The organism is Streptomyces sp. NBC_01439 (assembly GCF_036227605.1).
In the GTDB taxonomy this organism is placed as follows: domain Bacteria; phylum Actinomycetota; class Actinomycetes; order Streptomycetales; family Streptomycetaceae; genus Streptomyces.
The window spans coordinates 1057963-1083253 of record NZ_CP109487.1 but is presented as its reverse complement, the minus strand read 5'-3'; the positions used below and the strand labels follow the sequence as shown (position 1 = coordinate 1083253).

The 25291-nt window shown below is 69.6% G+C and carries 23 protein-coding genes and 4 pseudogenes; 14 read left to right on the top strand and 13 right to left on the bottom strand.

Features of this window, described 5'->3' with window-relative positions:
* Window positions 1-171: 171 nt before the first annotated feature.
* The 8 genes from OG207_RS04990 to OG207_RS04955 form a co-directional block, all read right to left on the bottom strand.
* Entirely contained in the window at window positions 172-858 is a 687-nt protein-coding gene (locus tag OG207_RS04990) for a CBS domain-containing protein (RefSeq protein ID WP_329096253.1), read from the bottom strand.
* A gap of 27 nt (window positions 859-885) precedes the next feature.
* On the bottom strand, window positions 886-1755 hold the full coding sequence (locus OG207_RS04985) for a universal stress protein (protein ID WP_329096250.1): 870 nt from the start codon (window positions 1753-1755) through the stop codon (window positions 886-888).
* A 109-nt stretch (window positions 1756-1864) separates the two neighbouring features.
* Window positions 1865-2116 (bottom strand): acyl carrier protein, encoded by a 252-nt coding sequence (locus OG207_RS04980; RefSeq protein WP_326746980.1) that lies wholly within the window; start codon window positions 2114-2116, stop codon window positions 1865-1867.
* Window positions 2113-3444 carry a dihydrolipoamide acetyltransferase family protein gene (locus OG207_RS04975; protein ID WP_329096248.1) on the bottom strand — a complete coding sequence of 444 codons (1332 nt, stop codon included), beginning with the start codon at window positions 3442-3444 and terminating at the stop codon, window positions 2113-2115. The genes OG207_RS04980 and OG207_RS04975 overlap by 4 nt, the downstream gene beginning before the upstream one ends.
* A gap of 1 nt (window position 3445) precedes the next feature.
* The gene (locus OG207_RS04970; protein ID WP_329096246.1) at window positions 3446-4450 is read right to left on the bottom strand and encodes an alpha-ketoacid dehydrogenase subunit beta; all 1005 of its coding nucleotides are present in this window, start codon (window positions 4448-4450) and stop codon (window positions 3446-3448) included.
* Window positions 4447-5349, bottom strand: coding sequence for a pyruvate dehydrogenase (acetyl-transferring) E1 component subunit alpha (gene pdhA, locus OG207_RS04965; RefSeq protein WP_314245525.1), 903 nt, complete (start codon window positions 5347-5349; stop codon window positions 4447-4449). Before pdhA ends, OG207_RS04970 begins: the two co-directional genes overlap by 4 nt.
* A 199-nt stretch (window positions 5350-5548) precedes the next feature.
* The gene (gene acsA, locus OG207_RS04960; RefSeq protein WP_329096244.1) at window positions 5549-7339 is read right to left on the bottom strand and encodes an acetate--CoA ligase; all 1791 of its coding nucleotides are present in this window, start codon (window positions 7337-7339) and stop codon (window positions 5549-5551) included.
* 121 nt (window positions 7340-7460) lie between these two features.
* The gene (locus tag OG207_RS04955; RefSeq protein WP_329096243.1) at window positions 7461-8156 is read right to left on the bottom strand and encodes a CBS domain-containing protein; all 696 of its coding nucleotides are present in this window, start codon (window positions 8154-8156) and stop codon (window positions 7461-7463) included.
* 262 nt (window positions 8157-8418) lie between these two features.
* On the opposite strand from OG207_RS04955, the gene OG207_RS04950 reads away from it, so the two are divergent.
* Window positions 8419-9321: a universal stress protein gene (locus OG207_RS04950; protein WP_329096242.1), complete on the top strand. Its 903-nt coding sequence runs from the start codon at window positions 8419-8421 to the stop codon at window positions 9319-9321.
* Complete coding sequence (locus tag OG207_RS04945) at window positions 9318-10178, top strand: universal stress protein (protein ID WP_329096241.1); 861 nt, start codon at window positions 9318-9320, stop codon at window positions 10176-10178. The genes OG207_RS04950 and OG207_RS04945 overlap by 4 nt, the downstream gene beginning before the upstream one ends.
* Window positions 10179-10283: 105 nt before the next feature.
* Here OG207_RS04945 and OG207_RS04940 read toward each other — a convergent pair whose 3' ends face one another.
* Complete coding sequence (locus OG207_RS04940) at window positions 10284-10949, bottom strand: class I SAM-dependent methyltransferase (protein ID WP_326746972.1); 666 nt, start codon at window positions 10947-10949, stop codon at window positions 10284-10286.
* A 375-nt stretch (window positions 10950-11324) separates the two neighbouring features.
* Here OG207_RS04940 and OG207_RS04935 point away from each other — a divergent pair, with 375 nt between their 5' ends.
* A complete protein-coding gene (locus OG207_RS04935; protein ID WP_329096238.1) occupies window positions 11325-11609 on the top strand; it encodes an SHOCT domain-containing protein in 285 nt (94 codons plus the stop codon).
* A gap of 317 nt (window positions 11610-11926) precedes the next feature.
* Window positions 11927-12886 (top strand): annotated as a pseudogene (locus OG207_RS04930) (PEP/pyruvate-binding domain-containing protein); the annotation flags it as partial.
* Between the two features lie 102 nt (window positions 12887-12988).
* On the opposite strand, the gene OG207_RS04925 reads toward OG207_RS04930, so the two are convergent.
* Window positions 12989-13435: an OsmC family protein gene (locus OG207_RS04925; protein ID WP_329096236.1), complete on the bottom strand. Its 447-nt coding sequence runs from the start codon at window positions 13433-13435 to the stop codon at window positions 12989-12991.
* 514 nt (window positions 13436-13949) lie between these two features.
* Between OG207_RS04925 and OG207_RS04920 the strand changes: the two are divergent.
* Window positions 13950-14114: pseudogene (locus tag OG207_RS04920) on the top strand (pirin family protein); the annotation flags it as partial.
* Window positions 14115-14768: 654 nt separating this feature from the next.
* Here OG207_RS04920 and OG207_RS04915 read toward each other — a convergent pair.
* The 3 genes and pseudogenes from OG207_RS04915 to OG207_RS04905 all read right to left on the bottom strand — a co-directional run.
* A pseudogene (locus OG207_RS04915) lies at window positions 14769-15423 on the bottom strand (CBS domain-containing protein).
* A 195-nt stretch (window positions 15424-15618) separates the two neighbouring features.
* A complete protein-coding gene (locus OG207_RS04910) occupies window positions 15619-16386 on the bottom strand; it encodes an MBL fold metallo-hydrolase (RefSeq protein WP_329096235.1) in 768 nt (255 codons plus the stop codon).
* Between the two features lie 397 nt (window positions 16387-16783).
* A pseudogene (locus OG207_RS04905) lies at window positions 16784-17047 on the bottom strand (MBL fold metallo-hydrolase); the annotation flags it as partial.
* 203 nt (window positions 17048-17250) lie between these two features.
* Between OG207_RS04905 and OG207_RS04900 the strand changes: the two are divergent.
* From OG207_RS04900 to OG207_RS04860, 9 genes are all read left to right on the top strand, one after another.
* Complete coding sequence (locus OG207_RS04900; protein WP_329096232.1) at window positions 17251-17700, top strand: universal stress protein; 450 nt, start codon at window positions 17251-17253, stop codon at window positions 17698-17700.
* 290 nt (window positions 17701-17990) lie between these two features.
* Window positions 17991-19067 carry a zinc-dependent alcohol dehydrogenase family protein gene (locus tag OG207_RS04895; protein WP_329096230.1) on the top strand — a complete coding sequence of 359 codons (1077 nt, stop codon included), beginning with the start codon at window positions 17991-17993 and terminating at the stop codon, window positions 19065-19067.
* 5 nt (window positions 19068-19072) lie between these two features.
* Entirely contained in the window at window positions 19073-19744 is a 672-nt protein-coding gene (locus OG207_RS04890; protein WP_329096229.1) for a helix-turn-helix domain-containing protein, read from the top strand.
* A complete protein-coding gene (locus OG207_RS04885; RefSeq protein WP_329096227.1) occupies window positions 19741-20493 on the top strand; it encodes an HAD family hydrolase in 753 nt (250 codons plus the stop codon). Before OG207_RS04890 ends, OG207_RS04885 begins: the two co-directional genes overlap by 4 nt.
* A complete protein-coding gene (locus tag OG207_RS04880; protein ID WP_329096226.1) occupies window positions 20490-22889 on the top strand; it encodes a glycoside hydrolase family 65 protein in 2400 nt (799 codons plus the stop codon). The genes OG207_RS04885 and OG207_RS04880 overlap by 4 nt, the downstream gene beginning before the upstream one ends.
* A 344-nt stretch (window positions 22890-23233) precedes the next feature.
* Window positions 23234-23737: a flavodoxin domain-containing protein gene (locus OG207_RS04875; protein ID WP_329096224.1), complete on the top strand. Its 504-nt coding sequence runs from the start codon at window positions 23234-23236 to the stop codon at window positions 23735-23737.
* 34 nt (window positions 23738-23771) lie between these two features.
* Window positions 23772-24386 carry an Rv1733c family protein gene (locus OG207_RS04870; protein ID WP_329096223.1) on the top strand — a complete coding sequence of 205 codons (615 nt, stop codon included), beginning with the start codon at window positions 23772-23774 and terminating at the stop codon, window positions 24384-24386.
* Complete coding sequence (locus tag OG207_RS04865; protein WP_329096222.1) at window positions 24379-25002, top strand: cation-transporting P-type ATPase; 624 nt, start codon at window positions 24379-24381, stop codon at window positions 25000-25002. Before OG207_RS04870 ends, OG207_RS04865 begins: the two co-directional genes overlap by 8 nt.
* Window positions 24986-25291, top strand: a complete 306-nt coding sequence (locus OG207_RS04860; protein ID WP_329096221.1) for a DUF1876 domain-containing protein — start codon at window positions 24986-24988, stop codon at window positions 25289-25291. Before OG207_RS04865 ends, OG207_RS04860 begins: the two co-directional genes overlap by 17 nt.

The following is a 25291-nucleotide window of genomic DNA, read 5'->3' as shown; positions in this document are numbered from 1 at the left end:
AGGGGATCATTTCGGGCTGATCGGCCCTGTTGTCCAGGTGTCGGGCGTGCTTTTATGAAATTGACGGAAAGAGTCCCAGAGAGGATGCGGAGAAGCGGCTGGTGGCCGTGCACCGCACGATCGGGATCCGCGAGAAGCGGGTGGGCTCTTTCCGCCCTTTGTCGCGAGGGTTCAATGCAGGGCATCGTGAGGGTCGGCAACCGGAGACAGGTCGTCGACCGCGTAACCAAGGGATTGGTCCACGCTGACGACCCCGTCGACCGACCGGCACAGTCGTTCGACAACCGGAATGGTCGACCGCTCCTCGACCCGGCCGCTCAACGAGACGACCCCTTCGCTTACAGTCACCGCAACGCCTCCCGGGGTCATCCTGAGGGTCCGGCCCAGTACGTCGTCGACGATCTCGTCGCGGATGGCGTCATCGTTGCGGAGCATGGGGCGCAGCAGGTCGGTGCGGCTGACGATGCCCACCAGGGTTCCGGTCTCGTCGACCACCGGCAGGCGCTTGACGCCTCGCTCGTGCAGGAAGCGGGCCGTCTCGACGATGCCCCACTCCGGCCGGGCGGTCAGGACGGGAGTGGACATCAGATCGCCGGCGGTCCGGGCGCCCATCGAGACACGGTCTATGGACGACGTGGCGTGCATGGGGTCGCGTCCTTCGGTGTCGGGCAGCCCGGCCTGCCTGCGGAGCAGGTCGGCTTCGGAGACGATGCCGATCGGGTGGCGACGGGTGTCCACGATGGGCAGGGCCGAGACCCCGTTGTCGTTGAGGCTCCGGGCGACCGTTTTGAGTGACGCTTCGGGGCTCGCCGTGGCCACGTTCCGGGTCATGACGTCTGCGACAGTGCGGTGAGACATGGTCCGATCTCCTTGTGAATGGGGCCGTCAGCCGTGAGCGATGAACGCGACGGGCGCAGCGGCGTGGTGCAGGACCGCATGAGCCACGGACCCCAGATGCACGCCCAGAGGTGAGCGGCGCAGGCGGCGACCCACGACGATCAGGTCCGCGCTTGCCGCGGCCCGGACGAGCTGCTCGGGTGCGGGCCCCTCGAACGCCTCGTGGGTGACGCTCACGGACGGGAACTTGTGCCGCCACGGCATCAGCATCTCGTCGAGCATCACGGTGATGGTCCGGCCGATCTCCCGCTCGTTCTCCGGGTCGAAGAAGGGCGCGTACTGGTACATGGACGGCATCTTCCAGCCGTGGATCGCACGCAGGGCGCAGCCGCGACGGTCGGCCTCCTCGAAGGCGAAGGCCAGTACCTTGTCCGCTGCCTCGTGGATATCGACGCCCAGGACGATTTGCCCGTAGCGGGTGGGCTGGGCCGCCTCGGGCGCGTCCGACACGCGGACGAGCACCACCGGCGTCTCGGTGGCCACGAGTGTCGACAAACTCACCGAGCCGATGAGGAATCCCACCAGCCCTCCCACACCGCGGGAGCCGAGTACGAGCAGCCCGGCGTCGGCCGCCTCCGCGGCCAGGGCTGCCGCCGGCCTGCCGGAAAGGCATCTGGTCGAGACCTCCAGCCCGGGATGCCGACGTCGCACGTCCTCCGCCGCATCGGTGAGCGCCTCGTCGGCCCAACGGTCGGCCGCTTCGCGGCCCGGCGCCGGTACCGAGGGGCTGATCAGCCAGTCGACAGCGTGGACGAGCCTCAGCGGCACTTCCCGCAGGACCGCTTCCCGGGCGCCCCAACGGGCCGCGGCCCGGCTCTCGGGAGAGCCGTCGACGCCGACGGTCACATGGTGCTTCATGGCGAGACCTCCTTGGGTGCCGCAGGACCGTGGCCCTCTTCCAGCGTCACCTGCGGCGCGGCGACCGAGGAGGGGCCGAGTGGCCCCATGTGGGACCGAACAGCCCCCGCTACTCCACGGAGGAGCGTGAGGCGACGTAGTCGGCGCAGCCGTCCAGGGTGTTCAACGCCGGATAGTCGGTCTCGGGCAGGGCGAGACCGGTACGCTCGCTCAGCGCCTCGATGAAGTTGAGGAAGTCGAGCGAGTCCATCTCCAGGTGGTCCCGGAAGTTCTCGTCCTGCGAGAGAACCGCCGCGTCGGCGCCGGGAACCACGTCTGTCAGCACGTTCTTGATCAGTACGAGGGCCTCGTCACGGTTCACAGTTCCTCCGGTCGTTGGAGCAGGCGGTCGATGGACGTCAGGAATCGCGCCCCGGTCGCACCGTCGCTCGCACGGTGGTCGGCGGAGAGCGTGGCCGTGACGGTCGGGTGCACCGTGAGCATCCCGTTCACGGCTACCGGCTGCTCGATGACACGCCCCAGACCGACGAGTGCGACCTGCGGCGGGTAGATCACCCCGAAGACCGTCTCCACCCCCTGATCACCGAGGTTGGTCACGGTCAGCGTCGGGTCGGCGGTCTCCGAGGCCCGCAGTCGGCCGCCACGCGCCCGCGAGACCAGTCCCTTCAGCGTCGCCATGAGCTCTGGCAGCGGCATCGTGTCGGCGTCGGTCAGCGCCGGCGCGACCAGGCCGCCACCGCGCAGGGACACCGCGACACCGAGTCGCACGGTGTGCGAGGGGACGAACGCTTCGTCCTTCCAGTAACCGTTCAGTTCCGGTACTTGGCGTGCAGCCAGGGCAACCGATTTGAGCAGCAGGGCCGCTGGTACGAGCCGTTCCGCCACGGGCCTGTCGGCATTCCGGTCGCGCATCCATGCCATCGCGGCGGCCAGATCGATCTTCGTCGACAAGTAGTAGTGGGGGATCTCGCGGTTGGCACGGCTCATCAGAGCCGCGATCGCCGCACGCGCCGGATACGCGGGCTCGGCCGTCGCCGAAGACGGGCGCGCCTGTGCGTGGCTTTCGACCGTACGGGCCGGAGGGCCCGCCGTGGCGGCCCGTACGTCGTCGGCCCGGATCGTGCCGCCCTGTCCGGTTCCCCGCAGGGCGCTCAGGTCGATGCCCGACGACTGGGCCATCCTGCGGGCGAGCGGCGAGGCCTTCACCCGATGTGGCCCGTCGGCTGGCGCGTGCTCCACGTCGGAACGGGTGATCCGACCGCCCTTGCCGGAACCGTGCACGGACGACAGGTCGATGCCCTTCCGCTCGGCCAAGTGCCTCACCAGGGGAGTGGACACGGTGTCCCCGCCCCCGGTTGTGGTGCGGCCCGGAACGGCTTGCAGTTCGGAGGCCGGGGCCGTCGGCTGCTTCGCAGAAGGAGTGGCAGGGGCAGGGACGGCGGCCGGAGGCTCAGTTTCCGTGTTGATGACGGCCATCCGTGTGCCGACCGGCACGGTGGTCCCTGGGTCGACGAGGAGTGCACCGACCGTTCCCGAGTCGAAGCATTCGACTTCGATCGTCGACTTCGCCGTCTCCACGACGGCGACGACATCGCCCTTCGTGACGGTGTCACCGGGTCCTACCAGCCATTCCACGAGGGTGCCCTCGTCCATGTCCGCGCCGAGGGAGGGCATGGTGAAGTCGGCCATGTCAGCTCACCGCCCGACGAACGGCGTCCACGATGGTCGCGGGCTGGGGAAGCGCCGCTTCTTCGAGCTGCCGGGCATAGGGAATGGGGACCTCCGCGCTGCATACGCGCTGAACGGGGGCATCGAGCTCGTAGAACGCCTGCTCGGTGATGCGGGACGAGATTTCCGCGGCCAGGCTGCCGCTGCGCCATGCCTCGTCGACGATCACGGCCCGGTGGGTTCGGCCGACGGACGCCATGACGGTGGCGTCGTCGAGGGGGCGCAGGGTGCGTAGGTCCACGACCTCTGCGCTGATGCCCTCCCCGGCAAGGGTTTCCGCTGCGGCCATGGCCTTCGGCAGGGAGCCGCCGTACGTGATCACCGAGACGTCCGTACCCGGCCGGCGTACGGCCGCCGTGTCGAGATCGACGGCATCAACGGTGGCGTCCAGCGAGCCCTCCGCGTTGTAGAGACTGCCGTGTTCGAAGAGCAGCACCGGATCGGGGTCCGCGAGGGCGGCTGCGAGCATGTGGCGCGCGTCGTCGACCGTCGCGGGTGCCAGCACCCTGATGCCGGGGATGTGGGCGTACCAGCCTTCGAGGCTGTGGGAGTGCTGGGCGCCGAGCTGTCGGCCTGCCCCGGTGGTCATGCGGATCACGACGGGGACGCTCAGCTGCCCGCCCGACATGTGGAGCAGTGTGGCCGCGTTGTTGAGGATCTGGTCCAGGGCCAGGAGACTGAAATTGACGGTCATGATCTCGACCACGGGCCGCATCCCGCCGAGTGCGGCGCCGATGCCCGCGCCGACGAATCCGGATTCGGACAAAGGCGTGTCGCGGATACGGTCAGGTCCGAACTCTTCGAGCAGGCCCAGGCTGACGCCGAAGCATCCGCCGTACCGGCCCACGTCCTCGCCCATGAGGAAGACCCGTTCGTCCTGCAGCAGGGCTTCGCGTAGCCCCTCACGGAGCGCCTCCCGATAGGTAGTCGGCCGGGAAGTCCCGGTCGGTGCCTTCCGTGTGCTCATGCCGCGCCCCCGGTTTCGCTCGTGACGAAGCGGAGCAGGTCCGAGACCGGTTCGAGCGGGGCCTTCTCGGCCCGCTGTACGGACTGGTCGATCTCGGCGAGTACTTCCTTGTCGAGTTCTTCCATCACCCGGTCGTCGAGCTGCCCTTCGGAACGCATCAGTTCGGCCAGTCCTTTGAGGGGGTCGCGTCCCTTCCATTCCTCGATCTCGGACTTGGCCCGGTACCGGTCAGGGTCGTACATGGAGTGGGCGCGGAACCGGTAGGTCTGTGCCTCGAGGAAGTGCGGTCCGTTGCCTGCGCGCACGGACTCCGCCGCCCTGAGTGCGGCCGCTTCGACGGCGAGGACGTCCATGCCGTCGACCGTCCACGCGGGCATTCCGTAGGAGGCGGCACGCATGGCGAGGTTGGTCTGGGCGTGCTCCCGGGCCAGGCTCGTGCCCATGGCGTACAAGTTGTTCTCGCAGACCAGCAGTAGGGGTAGCCGCCACAGGGCCGCGAGGTTGGCCGTCTCGTGGAACTCGCCTTCGGCGAAAGCTCCGTCCCCGAAGAAACAGCAGGTGACGCGGGTGCTGCCGCGCATCCGGTCGGCGAGTGCGAGTCCGGCAGCCAGGGGCAGGCCGCCGGCCACGATCGCGTTGCCCCCGTAGAAGCGGTGCGTGGCGTCGAACAGGTGCATCGAGCCGCCGCGTCCGCGGCTGCAGCCGGTGGCCCTGCCGTACATCTCGGCCATCACGGCGTCGGCGGAAACTCCGCGAGCCAGGGCATGCCCGTGTTCGCGGTAGGTGGAGACCACCGCGTCCTCCTCGCGCAGTGCCTGGTTGACGCCCACGGCGACGGCTTCCTCACCGATGTAGAGGTGGACGAACCCACGGATCTTCGCGCCGCTGTAGAGCTCCACGCACCTTTCCTCGAACCGTCTGATGGCAAGCATCCGGCGGAGCAGGGACAGGTGGTGCCCGGGTGCGGGATGCCCGTCGGGAGTGCCGCGGGCGGCAGTGGCGGGTCCCTTCCTGTGCCCGCTCCTGCGTGCTGCGCTCCGGGCCTTTCCTTCGGGCTGCGGGGTGGTGCTCATGGTTCCGCCTTCTCTCACGAGCGGGTCATCCGGGGGTCTCCAGCGTGGACAGATCACCTTCGGGCAATCCCAGTTCCCGGGCGCGCAGCAGGCGGCGCATCACCTTGCCGCTGCGCGTCTTGGGGAGGTTCTGCTCGAACTCGATCTCTCTGGGCGCCACCGCGGGGCCCAGCCGCCTGCGTGCGAACGCCAAAAGTTCTCGCTTGAGGGACGCGTCGGGGGAGAGCCCGGGACGGAGGGAGACGTATGCCTTGACGACAGCTCCCACGACCGGGTCCGGGCGGCCGATCACACCGGCCTCCGCGACCGCGGGATGCTCCATCAGCGCGCTCTCCACCTCGAACGGTCCGATGAGGTGTCCTGCCGACTTGATGACGTCGTCGGCGCGGCCGACGAACCAGAACCACCCGTCCTCGTCGCGTTTCGCAAGATCGCCCGTGAGGTACCAGCCGTCTGCGAAGCAGGCCCGGTAACGGGCCTCCTCGTTCAGATAGCCCCGGAACATGGAGGGCCAGCCCGGACGCAGCGCCAGCTCTCCCTCGACGCCCGCCCCGGTGATGACCCGAACGCGGCCTCCCGCGACCTCGGCGCGTCCGTCCTCGCCGCGTTCGAGCAACGCGGCCTCCACACCGGGCAGAGGCCGTCCCATGGAGCCGGGCCGGATGTCGCTGGCCGCGAAGTTGGCGATCATGATCGCCCCGGTCTCCGTCTGCCACCAGTTGTCGTGGATCGGCAGGCCGAGTACCTCCTGCCCCCACAGGACGGCTTCCGGGTTGAGCGGTTCACCCACGCTTGCGATGAAGCGCAGAGCCGACAGGTCGTACGGCCCGGGCAGATCTCGGGTGCCGTCCCTGGGGGTTGCACGCATGAGCATGCGGATGGCGGTCGGTGCCGTGTACCAGACGGTGACCCGATGGTTGTCGAGGATGCGGTACCAGCGGTGGACGTCGAAGTCCCCTTCGTCGACCACGACGGTCGCGCCGTGCGTGAGCGGGGCGATGATCCCGTACGAGGTACCGGTCACCCATCCCGGGTCCGCCGTACACCAGTACACGTCCTCCCGGCGCAGATCGAGCGCGAAGGCCGCCGTTGCGTGGTGGGCCACAACCGCTTCGTGCACGTGGACCGCGCCCTTCGGGGTACCGGTCGTACCGCTGGTGAAGTGCAGCAGCGCTATGTCCTCCGGATCGGTGGCCGGCACCGTGTACTCCTCCGGAGCCTCGTCCATGAGTGCGGCGAAGGAGAGCGTGCCAGGCGGCGGATCGGTAACCGGACCCACGAGCAGGACATGGTCCAGATGAGGCAAGCGGTGCCTGTTCTCCTCGACCTTGCGCCGGTACAGCGCCTCGGTGGTGACAAGGACCCGGGCATCGCCCAGCTCCAGCCGCTGGCGCACGGGCTCGGGGCCGAAGGCCGAGAAGAGCGGGCACAGCACGCGTGCGCTGCGCAGCGTGCCCAAGACGGTCGTGTACAGCTCGGGGCAGCGGCCCAAGAGGGTGAAAACCCTCTCTTGTCGGTCCACGCCCAGGGAGGTGAGGACGTTGGCGAAGCGACCGGTGAGGCCTCCGAGCTCGGCGTAGGTGAGGCGGGTGACGGTGTCGTCGGGTGCGATGCAGCGGAGTGCTTCCCGCCCGCCCCGGCCTGCCGCCAGGTGCCGGTCGACGGCCTCGTAGCCGATGTTCAGCCCGCCTCCAGGCAGCCCGGACAGCAAGGACCTGGCCGTTTCCCAGTTGAAGTCCGCGCGGGCCCGCTCGTAGTCCTGGAGCATGAAGACGACACCGGGGCCGGGCTGCTTGCGGATGATCGAGTAATCCATGGCCGGGTCCTTCTCCTTGCCTTGGAACCATCAAGGAGACAGCGTCACGTCGGGTGACGGCCGTAAACGCAGCGAGCGGGCGTCGGCGATTCCCCCGGATGGGCGACACGGGACGTCGCCGTTACAGGGACATCCCGTAGGCGGTGCGGTGCGGTGGGGTGGGTAGGGAGCCATCGTGGGTGGCCGCCAGGCGGGAGGCGACTGCGACCACACCGTCCAGCTGGCTGGTGAGGTGGATCAGGACCGGAATCTGGCTCTGTTTCTCCAGCCGGCCCTCCAGTGTCACGATGCCGTCGACCACGTGGACGGTGACCGCATCGGCGCTCAGCCCCATCGTGTCCACGAGTATGTCCGCGACTACGCGGTGACGTATCTCCGAGTCCGGTCGCAGGAAGAGCCAGAGCAGGTCACGGCGGGTGACGATGCCGACGAGTCGGTCCTCGTCGTCCACGACCGGCAGTCGCTCGACGCCGCGGCGGGCCATCAGTCGGGCGGCTCCTGCCGCGGTCTCGTCCGCGTGAACCGTCACCGCCGGTGCGGACATGGCCTCACCAGCGGTGAAGGTCACCTCGGACGGGAATGGGGCCCCGCCCCGGCCGGTATCGGGCTCCTCGCCCACCGGTGCGTGATCGGCGGCTGCGAGGCCGATCAGGTCGCTCTCGGAGACGATGCCGAGCACCCGGTCCTCGTCGTCGAGGACCGGCAGTCCGCTGATGTCGTGCTGAGCGAGCAGCTTCGCGACATCCTTGAAAGGGGTGGACGTCATGACCGAGACGACCTCGTCGGTCATCAGGTCTCCGACCTTGATGTGCTTCATGAGGCACCTCCTGCCGTCACGGCGATCCACCCGGACGGGAACGCCGGAGGACGCCTAAAACCACGATCCGCCCCATGCCAAGAGACGAGGAGGGCCGAATGGTCCGGAGCCGGGCCCGATCGGACCTGTGCCGCACCTGCGGCGCGGGATTGCATGAACCAGGACCACCGGTCCCTGCCAGGTACTGAAGGGCCGTCCTGACCGAGAAGTCAGAAGAGCCGACCTGAGACCCCGACCCCTGGCGGCTCCCTGAGGAGGAACCATGGAAGGCACCACGAGCAGCTCGGAACTCGGCACCGTCGTCGTCGGTGTCGACGGCTCCGAACCGGCCCGGTGGGCAGCGTTCTGGGCGGCGGAGGAGGCCGCACGCCGGGAGTGCCCGCTGCGCATCGTGCACGGGTCCGACACGGACGGCCGGGTCCTCTACGTCTCGGCGAAGAGCATCGAGCATGTCCGCCAGGCAGGCCGGGAACTACTGGATGCCACGGTGGCCGCAGTCACGGAGCGGTTTCCCGGCCTGCAAGTCAACGCCGAGTTCAGCCGCAGGGCACCGGTCCCGAGCCTCCACCAGGCCGCGGGCCCCGACGGCACCATCGTGGTCGGCAGCCGGGGGCTGGGCGGTTTCAGCTCCCTCATGCTCGGATCGGTCGGCCTCAAGGTCGCAGCGGGGGCGAAGACGCCCGTCATCATCGTCAGGGGCACCGAGAACGGCGCTGGGACGGGCGCGGTGCTCGCCGCCGTCCGTGACGAGCACGACCTCGATTGCGCACGGTACGCCGCACGCGAGGCACAGATCCGCGAGGGCTCACTGCGGCTGCTGCACGTGTGGAACATCCTGCAGTCCGTCGGCGAGGTCGTGACCCTGCTCGACGACGTGGAGGAAATCGCCAACGAGCAGGTCCATCACCTGAACGCGGTGGCGGACCGGGTGCGCCAGGAGTTTCCGGACCTGGCCGTGCAGGGTGACGCGGAGAAGAGCACGTCAGTGGCTTCTGTCCTGGTCGAGGCTTCGCGCCGGGCGGACCTGCTGGTGATGGGCGGCCGAAGGGCACCCAGCTACCTCGGGCCCACCCTCGGACGGGTCACGCACAGCCTCGTCCATCATGCCCACTGCCCCGTAGAGCTCATTCCGCGCCACACGGACGAGAACGGGAGCGAATCGTGAGCGACGCGGGCGAACACGAGGAGATCGTCGTGGGCATCGACCCGGCCAGGGACTGGCGTCTTCCCCTGGCCTGGGCGGTGGACGAGGCCGGGCGACGCCGGCTACGGCTGCGACTCGTCGTAGCCGTACCTCCTCAACACGACACGCAACACGTCGACGACACACCGCGTAGCATCGCCTTGCATCAGGTGGTCTCAGACGCCCTCGGCGAGGCTGCCGCCTGGAGCAGGGAGCGACACCCGGAGGTCGAATCGGTCGTGGATCTCGTCGAGGGGTTCCCCGCCCCGGAGATCGGTCGCCTGTCGAGGCGGGCCCGCATGATCGTGCTCGGCTCCCGTCACCTGAGCCGGACTTCGGAGTTCCTCAGCGCCGGTTCCCTGGTTGTTCCCGTCAGCGCCCAGGCGCAGTGTCCGGTCATTGTCGTGGGCGACGCCGAGCACGTCACGCAACAGCCGCCCTACCTGGTGGTGGGCATTGACGGGAGCGATTCCTCGAAGGCGGCCCTCGCGCTGGCATTCGAAGAGGCCGACCTCAGGGGGGCCAGGCTGCGTGCCGTGTCGGTGTGGGAGCCCCCGCTCTTCCTGCACCACGACGAGGAGGCCGCGCTCCAAGGGCAACGACGCATGCTGTCCGAGACGACGGCAGGCTGGTCGCAGGAGTACCCGGACGTCGTGTTGACGCACGAGGTGCTGTCCGGGCACCCGGTGGAGGAGCTCGCCGGTGCCGCCGAGCACGCCCTCGCCGTGGTCGTGGGCCGTCGTGGCAAGGGAGGTTACACGGGCATGCGACTCGGATCGGTTGTCCACGGGCTGCTGCACCGGGCGCACTGCCCGGTGATCACGGTCCCCGTGCGGTGAGGACTGCGTGACGACGCCCGCCGTCGGGTGCACCGAGCATCGGAGCGGTACGACGAAGCCGAACCGGAACCCGAGATCGGACAGCGCTGAGCCTTCAGGCGGTACTCACCGAGGGACGGTCTGCGTGACGCGCCACAGCCGCCGGGGGAGGCCGCCTTCCTCGACGGCGGCGACCTCGACCAGAGTCCAGCTTCCGGCGAGGGCGTCGACCAGGTCGCGGGAGAAGAAGTGGACGGCGAAGCCGCCGTGTTCCCAGATGTCGTCTCCGTGCCCGGCACCGGCCTGGTAGTGGGCGTCCCCAGTGTGGCGGACGGTGTAGACGAACACTCCGCCCGGCCGCAGTACCCGTCGCACCTCGGCGACCAGGGCGTGGATCTCCTGGGTGGACAGTGCCATGCAGAGCAGCATGTGGGCGAACACGGCATCCACCGAGGCGTCCGCGAGCGGCAGAGGATCGCGGACGTCGTGGACCGCTGTGGTGACCCGCTCCGTGACGTCCTGGGCCGCGGCGGCTTCACGCAGCTGTTCCAGACCCACTGGGCTGAAGTCGGTGGCCAACACGGAGAATCCCTGGCGGGCAAAGTACAGCGCGTCACGGCCATGGCCGGCACCCAGCTCCAGCACCTTCCGGGCGCCGGCGGCCCCGAAGACGGCAGCGGCGTGGATCGCCGGATCGGATGGCTCCTCCCCGTACATGCCGGGATGCCGGCCGTAGGTCTGCTGCCAGTGCGCACGCTGAACGTCGCCCAGCCCCTGCTCCCGCTCCGACATGCTGACGCCCTCCTCACCAAGGTCGGCGTCGCCTCAATCGGCCCGCGAGGCCACCCTAGAGGGACACCATGTCGTCACCGCGCCCACCCGCTGTGCCACGGCCGTCATTGCTGTCGGCACTCGGCTTCCGGCACAACTTCTGTGGTGAAGAGCCGACTCTTGCGGTGGCGCCCGGGGCGGGAAGGCGTGCCCATTGGGCGCCTTCGTTCGGGTCCTCCCGTCTGGAGGCGGACACGGCCCTGAGCATAGGACTAACGGCCCTGGTTGCGACCCCGACCAGCCCATGCCCGGACGACATGGGCCGACGGACAGTGAGGACATGGGGGACATGCCCTGCGGGCCGTGTCCCAGACCGTCGCAACAGGAGCGTGAGCCATGTTCTGGTACGACCACGGAATGGGCGGATGGGGCTGGGTCGCCATGACGTTCAGCATGGTCCTCCTCGTGGCCCTGGCCGTCGCGGGAGTCGCACTGCTCCTCCGCAGTGTCGACCGCTTCCCCTCGGGCCCAGTGCGGCCCCCGGCTGCGCCTTCCGCCAAGCAGGTGCTCGCCGAACGGTTCGCCCGAGGCGAGATCGACGAAGAAGAGTACGAACAACGTCTGACCGCACTGCGCGCGCACGGGCCAGGGCACGGCCGGCCGGGTCCGGGAGAGACCTGAACCCTCCCTCGGGGACGGTGCAGGCTGCGACAGGCGGCGTGCGGTTATCGCGATCCTCTATACGGAGGGCGGGCGGAGGCAGGCCGCAGATGAAGGGTCGCGATATCGAGTCTGTAGGCGGGGAGTTGGCCCACTGGCCCCAGGAAGGGCCCACCGGCCCCTCCTGGAGGCCGACCGACCGGCCAGACAGACTGAGTACAGAGAAGGCAGCGCATTCCATGGATCCGGCGGTTGCGTTCGCGCGGCACGACGCGTGTCCGCGCGGACACGATCAGCACCCCCGAGAGGAGGGGGCGACGAAGGGGTTGGTGGCAGGGATGGGTTCGTACGTGTACGACTTCAACGAGGGCGGCCGGGGCATGGCCGCGCTCCTCGGAAGTAAGGGCGCGAATCTCGCGGAGATGACGTGCCTGGGATTGCCGGTTCCGCCAGGCTTCACCATCACCACCGATGCCTGCCGTGCCTTCCTGGCCACCGGTGAGCCGCCGGAGGGCTTGGAAGGCGAGGTCAGCGAGCACTTGGCGGCGGTGGAGCAGGCTGCCGGCAAGAGGCTGGGGCAGGTGGACAACCCGCTTCTACTGTCGGTCAGGGCGGGTGCCGGGCACTTCATGCCGGGCACGACGGAGACCATCCTGGACATCGGCCTGAATGACCTGTCCGTGCTGGGGCTGGCCAGGGTGCCCGACCGGGACAGGTTCGGCTGGGATTCCTACCGACGTCTTGTGCAGATGTTCGGCAGTACGGCCATGGGTGTCGAAAGTTCACTGTTCGAAGACGTGCTCCGGCGAATTGAGCTGCAGCACCAGGTCGCGGACGACTCAAGGCTGGACACCTGCGACCTCATACGGGTTGTCGAAACGTTCAAGGACCTCATTCTCGAACGCACGGGGCGGGCGTTTCCGCAGGACCCGGTCGAACAGCTGTGGCAGGCGGTCCTCACCACATTCCGTTCCGGGACGGCGGTCACCGTCCAGAGCATGGTCTTCGGTAACTTCGGAGCTGACTCCGGCAGCGGCGTCGTGTTCAGCCGCGATCCGTCCGCCGGGAGTCCCGGGCTGTACGGCAAGTACCTGCCGAACGCTCAGGGCGAGGAAGTCGTCTCGGGCGTCCGCGACAGCTTGCCGCTTCAGGAGCTGGCCACGCTGGACCCGGCCTCGTTCGATCGCCTGTCCACGTACGTGGAGCAGCTGGAAGAGCACTACCGCGATGTGTGCGACATCGAGTTCACGATCGAACACGGCACCCTGTGGCTGCTCGAAACCCATGTGGGCCGGCGCGCGAAATAGCCGCACCGTCGCCTCACTCCTACCTGGCGACGGACCGTCGGCGGCGAGGCCCCGGCCGACGATGCCTGTCCGCCCGCCTTGTGAGCGGGGCGGCTACGGTGCGAGCTCGATGCCGATGTCCGGCGATCGCTGGAGCGTGTTGTGGACGGTGCAGTGCGAGGCGACGGCGAGAAGGCCCGCGCGCCGCTCTTCGGGCAGCTGCGGCGGCGGCACGATCACCATGCGCACCGCGGCCACCCGAGCGGGGCGGTCGGTGGCCATGACGAATTCCGCCCGCACGCCCAGCCCGTCGCACGGCATGCCGTGGCGGAGCAGGTAGCGCCCCGCGTAGAAGGCGACACACGTAGCCAGGGACGCTGCGAACAGCTCGGTCGGTGTGGGCGCGGTGTCCGCCCCGCCCGCGTCCGTGGGCTGGTCGACACGGAGGCGGTGCCCGCGCACGTCGACCACGTAGACGTCACCTTCGACGTGGGTGACATCGAGCCGGTGAGCCTCTCCGGGCAGCGGCTTACCAGTCCCTTCCGGTGCAGTGTCGGTCATGGCGGTACCTCCGGTTCCGGTCGGTTGCTGCCACTGTGGGCGATCCGTCGGCTGTGGGCGTGGGCAGGAAGCCTCGATCATCGTTTCCTGCACACCCGGGCGGTGGCGCGCGTGGTTTTTGGCGCGTCCGCGCGTGATAATGGGAGTCACTCCGGATCGCAATGAACCCGAGTGGCCCATCGCGTCGAGTTCCTCGTGGGGCAGACCCTGCAGGCTCGCTCGTCGACCGCCTGAGGCGCAAGCCAAGCAGAGCACGGGGATCACGAGGCGCTCTCCCCGTAGCGCCTGCGCCACTTCTTGGCCTCAGCTGGACTGTCCGAGGGCGTACCGGTACCGGACATGGGCCGAGTGGCTCGGGCGCCGGGATCCGCGTGTCACCCACGAGACGTACGCGCACGTGATGCCGGTGGCTGAGGGCCTTTATGGATCTTCATCTTGGCTGTGGATCGCTGGCCTTTCCCTGTCGGCGTCGTTGGGGATGGGCCTGCAGGTGGCGGATCTCTCGAGGATCGCCATGTCCTGGAACTGGATCGGACGGTCACACGATGATATCGCGAAGGCCCGGGAAGACTGGATGAACGGGACTCGATTCGGCGAGGTCAAGGGCTACGACGGCCCTCCGATTCCGGCCCCCGAGCTCCCGTCGGCGCATCTGAAAGCCAGGGGAAGGGTGCGTTGACCTGCTCATTTGTGCGGACCGGGGCTAGATGCGCCACTCGGGACCGATCCTCCGCTTTCGGCTTCGGGATGAAGGCTGCCGGACGTGGGCTGCCGGCCTCCAGTGTCGGTCGCCGAGCCTCACGTGTTGCAGGCTGTAGTCAACTTCGGTCGGACGATTGCTGACCTTTTGCTGACTTTACTGACGAGTAGTTAGATTCGGTCTCGGGTTGCGTCGGGTCGCCCTGCCTGCAAAGGGCAGTGGCGGCAGCAGCTGCGCGGCCGTCTCCTTCGACGTCGTCGGTGGATCCGCCCGAGACGTCCGATCCATCGCTGAAGTACGCGCGTGTGTACGTGGCCTGTCTTGTGAACAGGTGACAAGAGCCTCGCGTGTCCGGTTCTCCCCGGCAGGCGGTCACGGCGTGCCGTGTGAGCACGGGAGGCCTACGGCTCTGGGGTAACCGGATGTCCCAAGGGAGTGCCCTCGTTGCGGAATCGGGTGACCGCGTCCATGCGGTCGGAGAACCCGACCGGTGTGTGGTGGTCCGTCAGGAGGTCGAGATGGTCGCCGGGCCACGCCCGGGATGCCCGGGATCGCAGCGGCCCGTGCGCTGTTGAGGCGGCGCGAACCGGACGCTGAGCCGATCGCGGGATGCCGAGCCCGCCCGAAAGGCGCTCAAGCCGGGTGCACGAGTTCGAGCCGACAGCGCACGTCGACGACGCCCTCCACGGCCTGGGCGAGGCGTGCTGCCACCGGGATCAGGCCGGTGTCCCGTACCTGTCCGGTCAGGGTGACAACACCTTGGGAGACCGTGACCTGGACATGGTTGTGGGAGACGGGGAAGAGGGGGTGCACCACGTCGCGCCTGATCTCCTCGGTGAGTGCGTCGTCAGAGCGCAGGAAGACCTTGAGGAGGTCGGCGCGGCTGACGATGCCCTTCAGGTTGCCGTCCGCGTCGACGACCGGGAGCCCGCTTCACGTGGCGTTCGGCCATGAGGCGGGCCGCCTGGGGGAGCGTGGCGTCAGGATGGATGGTGATGGCCGGGGTGGTCATCAGCTCTTCGGCCCTGAGTGAGCCCGCCTTTGCGGTGTCGCCGAGGTGGCGCGTCTGTTCGATCATGCCGGGACGGTGGTCGTGGAACTCCTCCTTCGGGAGGAGGTCGGCCTCGGAGACGACGCCGACGACGTGGCCTTCGCCTTCGACCACGGGGGCGGCGCTCACCTTCCACCGTTCCATGGCGGTGGCGATCTCCTTGAATCCGGCGTCGGGGCTGAAGGCGATGACCTTCTTGGTCATGACGTCGTTGACGGTGTACGGAGTTGAGGTCATGGCAGCGTCCTCGTCGCGGGCGGGCGGGCGGGGAAGTCGGGAAGGCGGAGGCGCGGCTCTCGGCGACCCCTTCCCCAGCGGACTCCACACCGTGTTCATGCCGTGCCTCCAGCCCTTTCCCCCTCAGGTTGACTGCTGCGGTACGGGCTTCGGGAGGGCCTGGCGGTACACATCCCGAGGGCCGACCGGTCCCGGTCACCGCACGAGGACGCCCTCTCCCGAGCGGGGTACGACAGCCGTCCAGCCCAGTTCGCGGTCGATGCGGTCGCGCAGGGTTTCCGCCGCCGACTCCTCCCCGTGGACGAGGTAGGTGGTGTGCGGGGCGGGGGCGTTGCGCAGCCAGTCGATGATCTGGCCGGCGTCGGCGTGGGCGGAGAAGTGCGGTACGTCGGCGACTTCGGCGCGGACGGGCACGTACTCGCCGAACATTTTGAGGGTCCGGGCGCCGTCGACGAGGTCGCGGGCGCGGGTGCCGGCGGCGGCGAACCCGACGATGACGACCGCGTTGCGGGGGTCGGGCAGGATCCGGTGCAAGTGGTGCAGGACCCGCCCGCCGGTTGCCATGCCGGCCGAGGAGACGATGACCGCGGGGCCGGTGCTGTTGTTGATGTCGATGGATTCCTGGACGCTGCGGGCGGCCAGGAAGGGGTCCGGGCTGATGGCGGCCTCGCCCTGGGCGAGGGCCTCGGGCCGCAGCTCGGGGGAATGGCTGCGCAGGGCTTCGCGGTAGACGTCGAGGGCGGCGAGTGCCATGGGGCTGTCGACGTAGACGGGGACGTGTCGGGGGAGCGTGCCGTCGCGCCGCAAGCCGGCGAGCTCGTGCAGGACGACCTCGGTTCGGTCGATGGCGAAGGCGGGGATGACGACGGTGCCACCGCGCGAGAGCGCTCGGGAGATGACGGCGCCGAACTCCCGCTGAGCCGTTGCGCTGTCGTGGCTGCGGTCGCCGTAGGTGGATTCCATGAGAAGGACGTCGGCGCCGGAGAACGGTTCCGGCGGCAGCAGGAGGGGGGGCCGGGGCGGCCGAGGTCTCCGCTGACCGCGAGGGTGTGGCCGTCCTCCAGGGTGAGGTGGGCCCATGTGGAGCCGAGGATGTGGCCGCCGTGGTGAGCCTCAGCAGGGTGCCGCCCATGATCTCGACCTCGGCTCCCGTCTCCACAGGGTCGAAGAACTTCACGGTCTGGTCGACGTCGTTGTCGTCGTAGAGGGGCTTGGCGGGCTGGTGCTTGGACCAGCCGTGGTCGTTGGCGTGCTGGGCCGCTTCCATCTGGAGCCGGGCGCTGTCGCGGAGGACGATCTCGGCGAGACGGGCCGTGTGGGCGCTGGTCAGGATCGGGCCGCGGAAGCCGTGCCGGACCAGGCGGGGAAGGTAGCCGCAGTGGTCGAGGTGCGCGTGGGTGACGACGACCGCGTGGATGTCCTTGGCGTCGCAGGCGAGCTTCTGCCAATTGCGCCGTCGCAGGTCCGCGAAACCCTGGAAGAGCCCGCAGTCGACGAGGACCCTGGCGTGGTCGCTTTCGACCAGGAACTTGCTGCCGGTGACCGTCCGCACACCACCCAGAAACCGGAGCAGGGCAGGGCGTGGGGTCGGGGCGGCAGGGGTGCTCAGGGCCGACTCCGTCATGACCAGCCCTCCTTCGGGTCAGGGTCCGGCCGTGGCCTTCACCATCCACTTTGGACCCCGCCGCCGGGAGGGGCCCGGCAGGCCTCCGGCTGAGGGCCGTCCGGCCCATACGTGCGGCCTGCCGGTGACGTTCCGCCGTGTCGCGTGGCGGTGTGCGTGGGGTTCGGAGACTGTGGATGTACCGGCGTCGGAAGGTGAACGCGATGGACAGGCAGGATGGGGCTCCAAAGATCGTGGTGGGAGTCGACGGTTCGCCGTCCTCCCGGGCCGCGCTTCGTTGGGCGGTCCGGTACGCAGGCCTCGTGGGCGGGAAGGTGGAGGCCGTCGCGGCGTGGGACGTGCCCGGTGCCGCTTCGTGGTCGGCCCCCGCGGTGGACACCGTGTTCGACGAGGAGGAGGCCGAGCGAGGCCTGGTCGAGGAGGTCCGTACGGTCCTCGGCGAGGAGGGCGGGTCACTGGTGCACCAGCGCCTGGTGCGAGGCAATGCGACCGAGGTCCTGGTGGATGCAGCCGAGGGCGCCGACATGCTGGTCGTGGGCAGCCGGGGCCGGGGCGGCTTCCGCAGGGCCCTGCTCGGTTCCGTGAGTGTTCAGGTGGCGCTCCATGCCTCCTGCCCGGTGACGATCATCCGGCCTGACGTACCCGTCGAATGATCTCCGGGCGGACGTGCCGAGTGCGGGTTGTTTCGCGCACGCCTGTCGGGACCTCGGCCGGGTTGCCGACGCCCTTCACCGGAAGACCGGGCCGGCAGGGCGAACGGTCTCGGTGACGCCGGCGGAGCACCGGTCGGGGTAAGCCCCGGCGGCTTCGCCCATCCCGCACGGCCCTCGGCATGGGCCCGACCGGCCCCGATGCGGGGCCGTCCGGCCCGTGCACGCTGCCGCCCAAGAAGTCAGGCTGGAGGTACCGACACCTGACGAGATGGGAAGGGAAGGGCGGCATCATGAAGGCACTCGTCTTCCACGGGCCCGGACAGACCTCCTGGCAGGACGTTCCGGACCCGAGCATCAAGGACGCCGCCGATGCGGTGGTCCGCGTCGACGCGGTCACCATTTGCGGTACCGACCTGCACATCATCAAGGGCGACGTACCCGAGGTGACCCCGGGCCGGATCCTGGGTCACGAAGCGGTGGGCACCGTCGTCGAGACCGGTGGCGACGTCCGCAGCGTCCGCCCCGGCGACCGGGTGCTGATCTCCTGCATCTCCTCCTGCGGCCGCTGTCGGTTCTGCCGGGAAGGCCACTACGGCCAGTGCCGCGGAGGCGGCGGCTGGGTCCTGGGCCACACCATCGACGGCACGCAGGCCGAGTACGTCCGCGTCCCCTTCGCAGACCTCTCCGTCCACCCGCTGCCCAGCGCCGTCGACAGCTATGACGCCGTGCTGCTCGCCGACATCTTCCCCACCTCCTACGAGGTGGGCGTCCTGAACGGCAAGGTGCAGCCCGGCGACACGGTGGTCGTGGTCGGTGTCGGCCCCATCGGCCTGGCCGCCATCGCCACCGCCCGGCTCTACAGCCCCGGCCGGATCATTGCCGTCGACCTCGCCGACTCCCGGCTGGCCGCCGCCCGCGAACTGGGCGCGGACGCGACGGCACGTGCGGACGAGCAGCCCGAGCGGCTGGTGGAGGACCTGACCGACGGGCTCGGCGCCGACGTCGTCATGGAGGCGGTCGGCGTGCCGGAAGCCTTCGAGATGTGCACGCGGATGGTCCGCCCCGGTGGCCACGTCGCCAACATCGGCGTCCACGGCAAGCCGGCGACCCTCCACCTCGAAGACCTCTGGATCAAGGACGTCACCCTCACCACCGGCCTCGTCGACACCTACTCGACACCGATGCTGCTGAAGATGATGGCCGCCGGCCGTCTCCCCGCGGCCTCGCTGATCACTCATCGCTTCGAGCTCGGGCAGATGGAGGAGGCGTACGACGTCTTCTCCCGGGCAGCCGAGACCGGAGCCCTGAAGGTGGCGCTGGGCGGCCCCCAGCACAACACCCTGACCGCGCAGACCCCGGGGAAGTGACCGTCATGCCCAGCACGGCACCGAAGCCCGCACAGGAAGTCGGACACACCGACCTGGGCCGGCGCATCGCCGCCCGGCGCGCACAGCTCGGTCTCACCCGCGAGCAGGTGGGCGATCGCTGCGGGGCGGACGCCTCGTACATCGCCTACCTGGAGGAGAGGGCCGCCAACCCCGGCAGCGGTTCGCTGGTACGGCTCGCCGACGCGCTGGGGACGACCGTCGCCGAACTGACCGGCGCCACCACCGATCAACCGCCGGGCCGCGGGAGTGCCTGGCTGGACTCCGAACTCGTGGAGCTCGGCGAGGCGGAGTGCCGTCGGCTGCTCTCGACCCATGGCATCGGCCGCGTCGCACTCTTCACCGCCGAAGGACCCGCCATCTTCCCGGTCAACTACGTCGTCGCCGGGGGCGACATCGCCTTCCGGACCTCCGGCGAGGCGCTGCTCGCCGGCGCCGCCGGCACCGAGGTGGCCTTCGAAGTCGACCACATCGACGACGCGATGAAGCAGGGCTGGAGCGTGATGGCCGTCGGCGAAGTCGCCGGGGTCACCGACGGCGACGCCCTGCAACGCCTGGACGCCCTCGCACGTTCCCTGCCCTGGGCGGGCGGCCACCGTACGCACTGGATGTCGATCAACCCCGTCCGGGTCACCGGCCGGCGCGTGGCCCGTCGGTGAGGCCGATCCGGGCCGTCGTCTTCGACACCGACGGCGTCCTGCTCGATTCCGCGGTGCTCCACGCGGCCGCTTGGAAGACCGCCTTCGACGACTGCCTGGAGGTCTGGGCCGCGGACGGCGCGACGCAGCAGCCCTTCGACGCCGATCGTGAATACCGGGATCTGGTCGACGGAAAATCCCGTGTCGACGGGGCCCGCGCCTTCCTGGGCGCCCGGGGGATCGATCTGCCGCCGGGCGAGCGCGGGGACACGCCTGGCTGCGGCACAGTCCGGGCGGTCGCCGCGCTGAAGGAGCAGATCTTCACTCAGAACCTCCGCTCCCGTGCGGTGGAGGCGTTCTCCGATGTCCACCCGGCCCTCAACGAACTGAAGGCCCAAGGCGTGCGGTACGCGGCGGTGTCCTCGTCCCGGCACGCCGCCGCGCTGCTGAAGTCCGCAGCCCTCGCGAGCCTCTTCGACGCTCTGGTGGACGGCGAGGACGCGGCACGACTCGGCCTGGCCGGCAAGCCCGATCCCGCGCTCTTCCTCGAAGCGGCCGCCCGTCTGGGCAGCGTCCCCGAGGACACGGCGGTCGTGGAGGACGCGATTGCCGGGGTGGAGGCCGGCAGCCGGGGGAGTTTCGGCCTGGTCGTCGGCATCGACAGGTCGCCCGATGCGCACAGGGCCGACGCTCTGCGCGTAGGAGGCGCGAACCTCGTGCTGGCCGACCTGGCTGCTCTGCCCGCCGTACTTCGCGGGCAGGCGCCATGACGAACTCCTGGGCCTGGGAGTTCGGCAGGTACGACCCCAAGACGGAACGGGTCGTCGAGAGCCTGTGCACCCTCGGCAACGGACGGTTCGCCACGCGGGGATCGGCACCGGAGACCGAGGCCGACACCGTCCACTCCCCGGGGACTTACGTCGCTGGCTGCTACGACCGTCTCGTCTCGACCGTGGCAGGCGCACAGGTCACCAACGAGGACATGGTCCGGCTCCCCGACTGGACGGCATTGCGCTACCGCTGTCTGCCGGAGGGCGGATCGCCGGGCGACTGGCTGACACCCGACGACGCCACCCTGCGCCATTGCAAGGTCTCCCTCGACCTGCGTCGGGGCACCCTCACGCGCCGCATGCTCTTCCAGGACCCGCACGGCCGCCGACTGGGTGTCACGCACACCCGGCTCGTCCACATGGGCGACCCGTACCTGGCCGCGCAGCGCACCGTGTTCCACGCCTACGGCTGGACCGGCACAGTCGAAGTCGAGTCCGTCCTCGACGGAGACATCACGAATACCGGTGTCGAGCGCTACCGCGATCTCGACGGCCGCCATCTCACTGGCCACCACGTCGGTGTCGAGCCGGAAGGCGTCGCATGGCTGGGCTGTACGACGACCTCGTCGCGGATCCGGATAGGACTTGCCGTACGTGTCTCGTCGCGGCCCCCCAGCCCCGTGGCCGTGTCCTGCACCGCCACGTCCGCCGTCCAGACACTCGTCCTCCGGATCTCCCGAGGCAGGCCCGCCGTGGTGCTGAAGACCGCTGCCCTGCGGACGTCGCTCGACCGGCCCGCGACAGAGCCACTGCAGGGTGCCGTCGACCACGCCTCTCGCGCACCGCGCTTTCCCGCACTGCTCGCCACCCACCAGGCCGCCTGGGAACGACTTTGGTCCGATGGGGAACTGGAGGTCCCCGGTGAAACAGGGCGGATCCTGCGCCTGCACACCTTCCACCTCCTCCAAACGCTCTCCCCGTTCACCGCCGACCTCGACGTGGGGGTCCCGGCCCGGGGCCTGCACGGAGAGGCCTACCGCGGGCACGTCTTCTGGGACGAGGTCTGCGTCCTGCCCTACGTCACCCTGCACTTCCCGGAAGTCGCGCGCTCCTGCCTGATGTACCGGTACCGCCGACTGTCACCGGCCCGCGACGCCGCGCGCCGCACCGGTTTCGCCGGGGCCATGTTCCCTTGGCAGAGCGGCAGTTCCGGAGCTGAGGAAACGCAGACGCTGCACCTCAATCCGCGCTCCGGCAGATGGCTGCCCGACCACTCGCATCTGCAGCGCCATGTCGGATCGGCCATCGCGTGGAACGTCTGGCGCTACGGTCAGACCACCGGCGACACCGGGTTCATGCAGGGACCCGGTGCCGAACTGCTGCTGAGCATCGCCCACTACTGGGCCAGTGCAGCCGCGTACGACCCCGCACGAGGGCGATACAGGATCCGGGGCGTCCTCGGACCCGACGAATACCACGACGCCTACCCCGACTCCAGCACGCCCGGGATCGACGACAACGCCTACACCAATGTCACCGCCGCGTGGGTGCTGGCCCGCGCCCTGGAGCTGTACGCCGGACTGCCGTCAGCCCGTCGCAGGGAACTGGCCGCGGAGCTGGGCCTCGACAACGGTGACCTCGACCGGTGGAAGGAGATCTCAGACCGGTTGTACGTGCCCTTCCACCGCGGGATCGTCAGCCAGTTCGAAGGCTACGGCGACCTGGCCGAACTCGACTGGGACGCCTACCGCTCCCGATATCACGACATCCGCCGCCTCGACCGCATCCTCGAAGCCGAGGGCGACACGGTCAACCGGTACCAGGCGTCCAAACAGGCCGACACCCTCATGCTCGGCTACCTCTTCCGACCCGCCGAGCTCTACGAGATCTTCGCCCGGCTCGGCTACGCCCTCGACGACGACACCTGGCGAGCGACCGTCTCGTACCACCTCGCACGCACCAGTCACGGCTCGACGCTCAGCAGCCTGGTCCACGGCTGGGTCCTCGCCCGTCTGAGCGGCCAGGACGCCTGGCCGCTCTGCCAGGAGGCGCTGCTGGGCGATGTCACCGACATTCAGGGCGGCACGACTGGCGAGGGCATCCACCTCGGTGCCATGGGCGGCACCCTCGACCTCGTGGAGCGCGTCGTCGTGGGGCTGGAGGCCTGCTCGGACGGACTCCGCGTGGATCCCGTTCCGCTGAGCGAGGTACCCCGCTCGACCTTCACTTTCTGTTACCGCGGGCATCGGGGCATCCGCGCCCGGTTCCTGCCGGGCCGATTCGGGATCAGCGTCCCCGCGTCGCGGTTCGGGCCCGTGTGCCTCGTATTGCCGGGCGGCCGGAGAGCGAGCGTGGCCCCGGGGCAACAGCGCTGGTTCCGTCTGCATACGGCCTGAGGAGGCATCCGTCCTTCGTCGGTCAGCAACTGGCCCACTTCCCGCATCACGGCAGGAGCCCGGTCCGCGCGGCCGCTGCGTGTCGACGAGGGCCGAACGGTCCCCGCACGGCCCCATGCGACCCATGTGAACGGCTTCCTTCCGGAGGAGCGTGAAGGCAGACACCCGAAGGGTGCCCGCAGGAGGTCGGAAGGGCCGGCGCACGATGCCAGGTGCCCGGATCGAGCGGAGGCGCAGCGCCTTCCGCGCGGAGCAGACTGAGAGGAAGAGAAGGACCACTCGGAGCTCTGCGGCGGATGCGTCCGGCCGGAGCGGCCAGTGATGAGTGGGAACGGAGAGTCGTCATGACGCAGAAGAGAGTGCTCGTGGCCTACGGCAGCAAGCACGGAGCGACGGCCGGCATCGCCTCACAGATCGGCCGGACCCTCCGGGAGGACGGTCTCGATGCCACTGTGCTTCCCGCCGACGACGTGAAGGACGTGCGGGGGTACGACGCCGTGGTGCTGGGCGGTGCCCTCTACGCCGGTCACTGGAGCGGCAAGGCCAAGCGTTGCGCGGAACGCAACGCCGACTACCTCAAGCACCGGCCGGTCTGGCTGTTCAGCAGTGGCCCGGTCGACAGCAGCGCGGAGCAGCACGAGATCCCGCCCGTGCCCGCCGTGGCCCGGGAGATGGAGCGCATCGGGGCGCGTGAGCACCGGACCTTCGGCGGCAGCATCACCTCGGGCACGCCGGGCTTGATCGCCCGGGCCATGGTCCGGGCGGGCAAGGGCGGCGACTTCCGCAATCCGGAGCAGATCCAGAGCTGGGCCCATCACATCAGTGCCGAACTCGCCGCTGCCCACTGAGCGGATCGGCACCGTTACAGCGCGGAGGTGTGGCATGTTCCACCGAAGCTCGTCCGGTCCAGGGCACAGGCGTCATGCTCAGGCCAACCCGCTCCGGCGGGCGACGGATCGTACGCGCAGCCGCTGGATCGCCGCCTTCGTGCTGTCGTGCGTTCTCGCCGTGGTCTGCGGGGTCGAGGTGGGACTGACCGCTGTGGACAACGGACTGCGCGCGGCCGCGGAGCAGGCACGGCACCGCCACCTCGTGAAAGCGACCACGATCGGCGAGCCCGCGCCTCACTCCTCGACCCGGGCGGGCGCGGTCACCACGACAGCGCGTGCGCGGTGGGAGTTTCCCTCGGGAACCCGCCACACCTCCGCCCTTCCCGTCCTGGCAGGGACACCCGTGGGACGCACCGTCACCCTGTGGGTCGACGACAACGGTGCGGTGGCCTCAGCTCCCCGAACCGGGGCCACGGCGGCGTCGGACGCAGTTGCAGCCGGAGCGGGCAGCGCGGCCCTGATCGCACTCGCGAGCGCCGGGGTCGTCCTCCTGCGGCTGCGCCTCCTCCAAGCACGCAACCTCGCGGAGTGGGAGCACGGATGGGAACGCGTCGAACCGGGCTGGTCCGGCCGACTGCGGCATGGCCGGGAGGCCGGTGATGACTGAGGCGCCCTCACGCCCGCAGGCCGCCGAGCCGGGCCCGCAGGCCGGCGGCGCCCTTGACCCTTTGGAGCCCCTGCCGCTGTTGCGTCGCGAACTGGGAACTGGGGAGAGGGGGCTCTCCGATCGCGAGGCGGCGCGTCGCCTGGCCGTGTACGGCCCGAACGAGGTGCGCCGCAAGGCGCGTACGTCGCTGGGACGTGAACTCGTCCGCCAACTGGTCCATCCCCTCGCCCTGCTGCTGTGGGCGGCGGCTGCCATGGCCTTCGTCGCGGACATCGCCGTACTCGGCTGGGCGATCGTCGCCGTCATCCTCCTCAACGCGGGTTTCGCCCTGCTCCAGGAGCGCCAGGCCGAGCAGGCGGTGGAGACCCTCGCGCGCTATCTGCCGACCCACGCCACGGTGATCCGGGACGGTCGGCTCTTCACCGCGGCGCTCGTCTACGTGCCGCCGCTGCAGGGCATCTTCGGTACGGCCGCACTGCCCCTCGACGTCGTCGCCCTCATAGCGGTCTTCCCGGTGCTCGTCTGGGGCACCGACGAACTGCGACGCCGGGCGCGTCGAAACCGCCTCCACACCTCTCACCGACTCCGGGAGACCCGCCATGTCGCACACCGCTGAATGGAAGGTCCGGCTCTTCCTGTTCGAGGAGGACCGCACCACGAAGGCCCGACTGGAACTCGACACCGGCACCACCAGGATCACCGGGCACGGCACCGCTCGCTGCAACCCGCAGGACAGTGACGTTCCCGAGATCGGCGACGAACTCGCCGTCGCCCGGGCCATGGAGGACCTGGCCCTGCAGATGAAGCGCACCGCGTACGGCGACATCGGTGCCGTCGGAGCGGGGACACGCCCGCAGGACTCGCTCAAGCCGTATACCGGGTGGCTGGACGCCGCCGCCTCGTAG

Coding starts and splice junctions, on each gene's coding strand:
- OG207_RS04990 (WP_329096253.1), bottom strand. CDS start 858: ATGTCTCACCGCACTGTCGCAGACGTCATGACCCGGAACGTGGCCACG.
- OG207_RS04985 (WP_329096250.1), bottom strand. CDS start 1,755: ATGAAGCACCATGTGACCGTCGGCGTCGACGGCTCTCCCGAGAGCCGG.
- OG207_RS04975 (WP_329096248.1), bottom strand. CDS start 3,444: ATGGCCGACTTCACCATGCCCTCCCTCGGCGCGGACATGGACGAGGGC.
- OG207_RS04970 (WP_329096246.1), bottom strand. CDS start 4,450: ATGAGCACACGGAAGGCACCGACCGGGACTTCCCGGCCGACTACCTAT.
- acsA (WP_329096244.1), bottom strand. CDS start 7,339: ATGGATTACTCGATCATCCGCAAGCAGCCCGGCCCCGGTGTCGTCTTC.
- OG207_RS04955 (WP_329096243.1), bottom strand. CDS start 8,156: ATGAAGCACATCAAGGTCGGAGACCTGATGACCGACGAGGTCGTCTCG.
- OG207_RS04950 (WP_329096242.1), top strand. CDS start 8,419: ATGGAAGGCACCACGAGCAGCTCGGAACTCGGCACCGTCGTCGTCGGT.
- OG207_RS04940 (WP_326746972.1), bottom strand. CDS start 10,949: ATGTCGGAGCGGGAGCAGGGGCTGGGCGACGTTCAGCGTGCGCACTGG.
- OG207_RS04935 (WP_329096238.1), top strand. CDS start 11,325: ATGTTCTGGTACGACCACGGAATGGGCGGATGGGGCTGGGTCGCCATG.
- OG207_RS04925 (WP_329096236.1), bottom strand. CDS start 13,435: ATGACCGACACTGCACCGGAAGGGACTGGTAAGCCGCTGCCCGGAGAG.
- OG207_RS04910 (WP_329096235.1), bottom strand. CDS start 16,386: ATGGAATCCACCTACGGCGACCGCAGCCACGACAGCGCAACGGCTCAG.
- OG207_RS04900 (WP_329096232.1), top strand. CDS start 17,251: ATGGACAGGCAGGATGGGGCTCCAAAGATCGTGGTGGGAGTCGACGGT.
- OG207_RS04895 (WP_329096230.1), top strand. CDS start 17,991: ATGAAGGCACTCGTCTTCCACGGGCCCGGACAGACCTCCTGGCAGGAC.
- OG207_RS04890 (WP_329096229.1), top strand. CDS start 19,073: ATGCCCAGCACGGCACCGAAGCCCGCACAGGAAGTCGGACACACCGAC.
- OG207_RS04880 (WP_329096226.1), top strand. CDS start 20,490: ATGACGAACTCCTGGGCCTGGGAGTTCGGCAGGTACGACCCCAAGACG.
- OG207_RS04875 (WP_329096224.1), top strand. CDS start 23,234: ATGACGCAGAAGAGAGTGCTCGTGGCCTACGGCAGCAAGCACGGAGCG.
- OG207_RS04870 (WP_329096223.1), top strand. CDS start 23,772: ATGTTCCACCGAAGCTCGTCCGGTCCAGGGCACAGGCGTCATGCTCAG.
- OG207_RS04865 (WP_329096222.1), top strand. CDS start 24,379: ATGACTGAGGCGCCCTCACGCCCGCAGGCCGCCGAGCCGGGCCCGCAG.
- OG207_RS04860 (WP_329096221.1), top strand. CDS start 24,986: ATGTCGCACACCGCTGAATGGAAGGTCCGGCTCTTCCTGTTCGAGGAG.